Annotated in this window: 5 protein-coding genes; all 5 read left to right on the forward strand. The window is 45.4% G+C overall.

Features of this window, described 5'->3' with window-relative positions:
• Positions 1-8 precede the first annotated feature (8 nt).
• On the forward strand, positions 9-1,592 hold the full coding sequence (locus T472_RS02605; protein ID WP_023389142.1) for an acyl CoA:acetate/3-ketoacid CoA transferase: 1,584 nt from the start codon (positions 9-11) through the stop codon (positions 1,590-1,592).
• Positions 1,593-1,648: 56 nt separating this feature from the next.
• Positions 1,649-2,962, forward strand: coding sequence for a GntP family permease (locus tag T472_RS02610; protein ID WP_023389143.1), 1,314 nt, complete (start codon positions 1,649-1,651; stop codon positions 2,960-2,962).
• Positions 2,963-3,061: 99 nt separating this feature from the next.
• The gene (locus T472_RS02615; protein ID WP_023389144.1) at positions 3,062-3,913 is read left to right on the forward strand and encodes a 3-hydroxyacyl-CoA dehydrogenase family protein; all 852 of its coding nucleotides are present in this window, start codon (positions 3,062-3,064) and stop codon (positions 3,911-3,913) included.
• 16 nt (positions 3,914-3,929) lie between these two features.
• Positions 3,930-4,670, forward strand: coding sequence for a 3-oxoacyl-ACP reductase FabG (gene fabG, locus T472_RS02620; protein WP_023389145.1), 741 nt, complete (start codon positions 3,930-3,932; stop codon positions 4,668-4,670).
• Positions 4,671-4,983: 313 nt separating this feature from the next.
• Positions 4,984-7,072 (forward strand): AAA family ATPase (locus T472_RS02625; protein ID WP_207643937.1); only part of this gene is annotated, 2,089 nt, incomplete at its 3' end.

A 7,072-nucleotide genomic window follows, 5' to 3' on the forward strand; every position in this document is an offset into this window, starting at 1 on the left:
GTGCTTGTATGTTGAAGCTTAGGACGGCTGAAGAAGCCGTAAAGATGATAAAGGACGGGGACACGGTGGTAACCTCGGGCTTCATGCTCGCGACTACACCGGAGGAACTGTTCATCGCAATCGAGGAGAGGTTCATGGAAACGAATGCTCCCAGGAACCTGACCCTCATGTGTGCTGCAGGTGTGGGAGACCTGAGGGGAGGCAATACCGGCCTCAACCACTTCGCCCATGACGGACTGCTGAAGAGGGTCATCGTAGGGCATTTCGGCTCAAACGACCAGGTTGTAAGAATGGTCAACGAGAACAAAATAGAGGCTTACAACTGGCCTCAGGGCATAGTGTCCCATGTGCTGAGGGCAAGGGGCAACGGAGAGAAGGGACTTCTTTCGAGGGTAGGCCTTCGGACCTACATGGACCCAAGGGTTTCAGGAAGCAGGATGAACGCTGTCACAAAGGAAGAGCTTGTGCAGCTTGTTAACCTTAACGGTGAGGACTACCTCTATTACAAGGCACCAAAGGTGGATATCGCTGTCATCCGCGGAACGACTGCTGACGAGCTTGGCAACATAAGCTTCGAGGATGAGATAGCACTGTCAATGGCGAGGGTAGCGGCCCTGGCAGCAAAGGCATCTGGCGGAAAGGTAATCGCCCAGGTCAAGAACTATGTCAAGGCAGGACAGATCGAGCCGAAGCTGGTCGGAGTATGCGGAATATTCGTGGATGCGGTGGTAATCGCCAGGGATGTGGAGAAGAACCACAGGATGACTCCCGGTTCACTATACGACCAGTCCATGGCTGGTCACAGGCAGATCCCTACAGGTTCTATGAAACCTCTCGAGATGTCTGAGAGGAAGGTCATAGGAAGGCGCGCTGCAATGGAGCTTGTGCCCAATTCAGTGGTCAACCTTGGAATAGGGGTTCCGGAGGCTGTATCCGCGGTGGCCGCGGAGGAAGGATGCTCCGGTGATCTTGTGATGACAGTGGAAGCAGGAGCCATAGGCGGTGTCCCTGCAGGAGGATTGAACTTCGGTGCTTCTCTCAATCCATGGAGCATAACAGACGAACCGACACAGTTCGATTTCTACCATTCTGGTTACCTTGACGTGACGTTCCTGGGACTCGCGGAGGTCAACCATTCAGGTGACGTCAACGTGTCCAAGTTCGGACCGAGGATTCCGGGCTGCGGAGGATTCATCGACATTTCACAGTCAACGAAGAGGGTCGTATATTGCGGTACCTTCACTGCCGGAGGCCTGGAGGTTGAGATAAGCGACGGCAAGGTAGTCATAGTCAGGGAAGGGAAGTCAAAGAAGTTCAAGAAGGATATCGAGCAGATAACCTTCAGCGGAAAACAGGCGCTGGAAAACGGACAGGAGGTCATATACATAACTGAAAGGGCGGTTTTCGCACTTACTGAAGAGGGTCTCGAGCTCAGGGAGATAGCTCCCGGCATAGACCTTGAGAAGCACATCCTTTCCCAGATGGAGTTCGAACCGACGATCGCAAGGGATGTCAGGGTAATGGACAGGAGCCTGTTCGGGGACGGTCTGATGGGTCTTAAGGGGGTCATAGAAGCGAAGAAAAACAGATGATCATTACTAAAAGGTACGGTATAGGTAGAATAAACTGATAAAAAGGGGAGAAAAACATGGAATATCTAAGCCTGGCAGGCATACTGCTCGGACTTGCAGTGTTAATATTCATCTCATTCAAGGGAGTGCCGATAATAATAACGGCGCCTCTTGCAGCAATGGTAGTCATCCTTTTTTCACAGATGCCGATAGTCGGTTCCTTCACTGGACCCTTCATGACAGGATTCACAAACTTCGCCAAGAACTATTTCCTCATTTTCCTCCTGTCTGCCGTATACGGGAAGATGATGGCGGATTCAGGAGCGGCAAAGTCCATAGCCTACAAGCTTTCGGCCCTTGCAAGCAAGTTCCCTGGCAATGAGAAGTTCGTAGCAATATTCTCACTTGTCATAGTAAACTCCGTATTCACCTACGGCGGGATCTCACTCTTCGTCGTAATGTTCACCATGGTGATCATCGCCAAGAACCTGTTCGAGGAGCTTGGCATTCCATGGAGGCTATATACCCTCGTATCCCTGGGTATGTCGGTCTATACGATGACAATGCTACCTGGAACACCTGCGATACAGAACATCATACCGATAAAGTATCTGGGTACCACACCGACAGCGGCACCAATTCTTGGACTCATCGGTACTGCCGTTTCACTAGTCCTTGGAATCGCATGGATCAAGTTCCAGCTCGCAAGGGCTGAAAAGCTCCAGGAAGGTTTCCTACCCACAGGAACTGAGATCTCAAAGGTTGTACTCAAGGAGGAAAAGTTCGAGGAGATGAATCTTCTTCTTGCCCTTACACCTTCCATAGTGCTCCTGATAGTGCTCAACTTGCTCAAACAGCCTGCTGTGGTTGCCTTGTTCGCGGCTGTCATGACTTGTGTAGTACTGTTCTACAAGAAGTACGTGAACATGATAAAGACGATGTCAGAAGGTGCAAACAATGCGACAATGGCTATCGTGAACATCTGCATAGTAGTTGCATTCGGTTCGGTCGTCTCCGCATCTGCAGGTTATGCCCTTGTAATAGGCGCTCTTGACTCAATACCTGGACCACCTATAGTACAGATCATCGTTGCAGTAAACATAGCTGCAGGTGTCACAGGCTCGGCTTCAGGCGGTCTTGGCATAGCCCTTGAGAGCTTAAGCCAGAAGTTCCTCGCTACCGGTATCAATCCGGAGGTCATACACAGGGTTGCGGCCATGTCCTGCGGAGGCCTCGATTCACTTCCACACAATGCGGCAATAATCAACGACCTTGGAGTTTCAAGGCTCACACACAAACAGGCATACATCAACATGTTCATGCTCACTGTAGTGACTCCGACCATAGCTACGATAGTTGTTGCCATATTCGCAATGATGGGCGTGGTCTAGCGAATAATACGATATGAATGTCAATGGACACGGCTTAAGCCGTGTCCCAAGAATGAGGCGGGTTTATCTTACCCGCCAGGGCAATAAGGAGGCAGATGAATGGATATTAAGAAAATAGGTGTAGTCGGCGCAGGAACAATGGGTCTTGGCATAGCACAAGCCTGCGCTGCCGCAGGCTATGAGGTCGTCCTCAATGACATCAAGCCTGAGTTCATCGACAGGGCTCTGGTCAGGATGGGAAAGATCCTCGACAAGAGCGTGGAGAAGGGGAAGATGGACCAGGAGACAAGGGACTCCATACTCGCAAGGGTTAGCAAATCCACTGATTATGCTGATTTTGCAGATGTTGACGTGGTGTGCGAGGCCGTGCTTGAGAACATGGAGCTGAAGAAGGAAGTATTCAGGACTCTGAACGGTATCTGCAGTCAGGATGCCATCTTCTGCACGAACACTTCATCAATGTCAATAACCGAGATATCAGCAGGGTCAGGAAGACCTGGGAAATTCTGCGGCATGCATTTCTTCAATCCGGTACATGTCATGAAGCTGGTTGAGGTAATAAGCGGGGAGCTCACAGAGCCAGAGACAGCGGAGACCATCCTTGGCTTCGCAAAGAGCCTTGGAAAGACTCCTGTAAGGGTGAAGAAGGACATGCCTGGGTTCATTGTGAACAGGCTTCTTCTGCCATACATGAACGAGGCTGCGAAGATGCTGTCCGAAGGAGTAGCTGACGTTGAGGACATCGATACGGCAGTGAAGCTTGGACTTAACTATCCCATGGGCCCGTTCCAGATGCTTGACATGGGAGGTATTGACCTTACCTGCACCATACTGGAATATTACAGGGAGGAGTTCGGTGACGACATGTATGCACCGGACATGGTGCTGAAGCAGATGCTCAGGGCCGGGAAGCTTGGCCAGAAGAGCGGCCAGGGTTTCTACAAGTATTAATCGAGGAGGTATTCAAATGATTTTCAAGGACAGGGTCGCAATAGTGACAGGTTCGGCCCAGGGGCTCGGAAGGGCCATGGCCGAAAGGCTTGCTGCAGACGGCGTTAAGGTGGTAATCACAGATGTCAACGAGGAGAAGATAAATGAGGCAGTAGCGGAGCTTCAGGCAAAAGGCTATGATGTCTTCGGTGCCAGATGTGATGTGACTAACAGGGATGAGATAAGGGCGCTTGGAGAGAAGATAATCGGGAAGTACGGGAAGCTTGACATAGTCGTCAACAACGCAGGTATAACCAAGGATGCCTCCTTCAAGAAGATGACCGATGCGCAGTGGGACGCTGTCATGACAGTGGACCTGAAGTCGGTGTTCCTGGTATCCCAGGAGCTCGTCAAATACCTTGAAGCCAACGGCTACGGAAGGATCATAAACATCAGCTCGCTTGCTGGAATGATGGGTAACTTCGGACAGGCCAACTACTCCGCGGCTAAAGCAGGGGTGGTAGGTCTCACAAAGACTCTTTCGATAGAGCTTGGAAAGAAGAACATCACTGTCAATGCCATAGCACCAGGGTTCATCAACACCGAGATGACAAGGGTCATCCCTGAGGACAGGAAGAAGGCAATGCTTGCCGAGATCCCTGTTGGTAGGCCTGGAGAACCTGAGGAGATCGCTGCAGTCGTAGCGTTCCTCGCTTCTGACGAAGCCGGATTCGTATCCGGTACGGTAATCAACGTCAACGGTGGAAACTACAGGTAATTTCAACCTCATTGAAATTTCAACAATATTATCGCATTATTTATCAGGGTTGCCTTGGATGGCATCCCTTTTTTGTTGATTCATCGAAAATGATTTTCATAAAATGAATATATTTACTCATTAGAAGCTATAGATCATCGAGTGCTTCCGTTTGATCAATCAAGTGCTCGATAGAGCAATTTTATTGAATATGTAAATATAATTTTGATATAATATTATAAGGTAGTAAATTATGAATTTCAAATTGATTAAAGGGGGATTAACCGTGAATTCGAATTACGAGGGAATGAAGTGGTACAAATGCAATCTACATATGCACACTCCAGTAGATGAGAAGAATTGGTTAGGTCATAAAATTCAACCAGGGAAAGAGTTTGATGCTGCACAAGAATTTGCGGAGGCTTGTTATCAAGGAAAGTTTGATGTGGTAGCAATAACTGACCACAATTTCTTAAGCAAAGACTTCATTCCATATTTGAGAGAAGCATTTCAAAAGTTAGAAGCAAGGACTGGTCACAGAATCGTGCTATTTCCTGGATTCGAATTTGAAGCGGCAGGAGTAGGCCGAGGAGCACATGTTATTTGCCTTTTTAATCCTGATTCGGACCTAGATACTATTGATGCAATTTTAACTAGTTGTGGGGTTGCACATCCAAGAGTTAATCAATCAGGTGTGTTTCAAAAATCAGATTATAATCTTAAGAAGATTTTGAGAATAGTACAAAACGCACCAAATAGTGGATTAGTAGTTCTACCTCACAGTCTAAGTGATGATGGCATATTTGATGACAATAATATTTCGATTTGGCTCCAGCAGGATCAATATACTAATCCTGAACTTCTTGCTGTTGAAGTGCCAAAACCTGTAAGTAAGATGAGTACTAACTTTAAATCATTGTTTAAATCAGATGATAGTTGTCTTCCTAATTGGCGTAGAATTAGACCAATTGCTACATTGATGGCGTCGGATAATAAAATGCTTTTATCTAAAGACACTGATGGTTCACCAAAACCAAATAGTATTGGTTATAGGTATTCATGGATAAAAATGTCAGAACCTTCTATTGAAGCACTTAGGCAAGCTTTCTTAGATAATCAGTCGCGTATTTATCTTCCACAGGATGTTACGACTGATAAGAATCGTAACAACCAAATAGAGCACTCTAGAATCGAATCACTTGAGATAAAAAATGTTGAATATTTAAATAATCAGAAGATAAACTTTTCCCCCAATATGAATTGCATAATAGGTGGAAGGGGAACTGGCAAATCAACGATTCTTGAGTACTTAAGGATTGCGATGGGGAAAGAACGTGATTCAGATATGGATCAGAACACAACTGATCGTGTAAATAGAATTAAGAACACAATAAAAAACAGTAAAGCAGAATTGGTTGTGTGTTGGAAAGATAGTAGTGGCACATTTGATAAAATTGTATATCGAGATGGTGTTGCAAACGTTGAAGATAGAGATTTGCATGATATCGATACATACTTTAAGAGTTTACCTCTCAAATTTTTTAGTCAACAACAACTCAACTACTTAACTGAAGGTAAAATAAGTGGTGATAGCTACAAAGCCACAAATAGATTAGTAGAGTTAATTGATGGATTTGAGAATACTGAACTGAATACAACTGAAAAGCAAGAGCGAGCACTAAAAATCGAAATCCAAGATTGCCATGGGGCATTAAAAACACTAGATAGACTTGAATCTGAGCTAAAAATACTAAAACAAGAGTATCAAGAAGTTGAAAGAAAGTGGAATGCTCAAAATGAAATAAAAGATGATGCGAAAAAACATGAAGAACTTCTATATGAAAAGAGATACACGGAATCCATTAATGGAAAAGATGGAAGACAATTCATCGAGCTAAATGAACTAGCAAAACACTTATTGAGTCTTCACGTTGGTTTTAGTAGTACTTCAACTCCACATGCAGAATGGTTTCGAGAATTTGATGCATTTGTTAAAGTTGAAAAAGACCGGTTAGTTGAGAACGTTAAGTTAGCAGTTGAGGATTACTATAGGAAAGTTGAGGGATTTCTAAACACAAGCAATTTATGGGATTCGATTAAGCGTGAAATTGACGCAGCGGATAGCGAGTTTCTTTTTGCTTGCGAAAAGAGAGGATTATCATCTTTTGATGTTGGAAGAGTTCAAGAAATTAATACTGACAAAATCATGAAGAGTGAGGAACTAAATGAGTTAGAAAGTGACATTGAAAAAAGAAGACTAGTGATAAAGGATCCAAGTAGTGTACTTAAGAAGTTGAATGATCTTTGGCTATGGCAATTTAATGTTCGTGAAAAAGCTGCTGAAAAGGCAAATAGACTTGCTATACTTCAAGATAGTAAACATAAATTTATTGAAGCATCATTAAGATATCAAGGAGATTCTG

It is taken from the genome of Youngiibacter fragilis 232.1, assembly GCF_000495435.3.
Classification (GTDB): domain Bacteria; phylum Bacillota; class Clostridia; order Clostridiales; family Clostridiaceae; genus Youngiibacter; species Youngiibacter fragilis.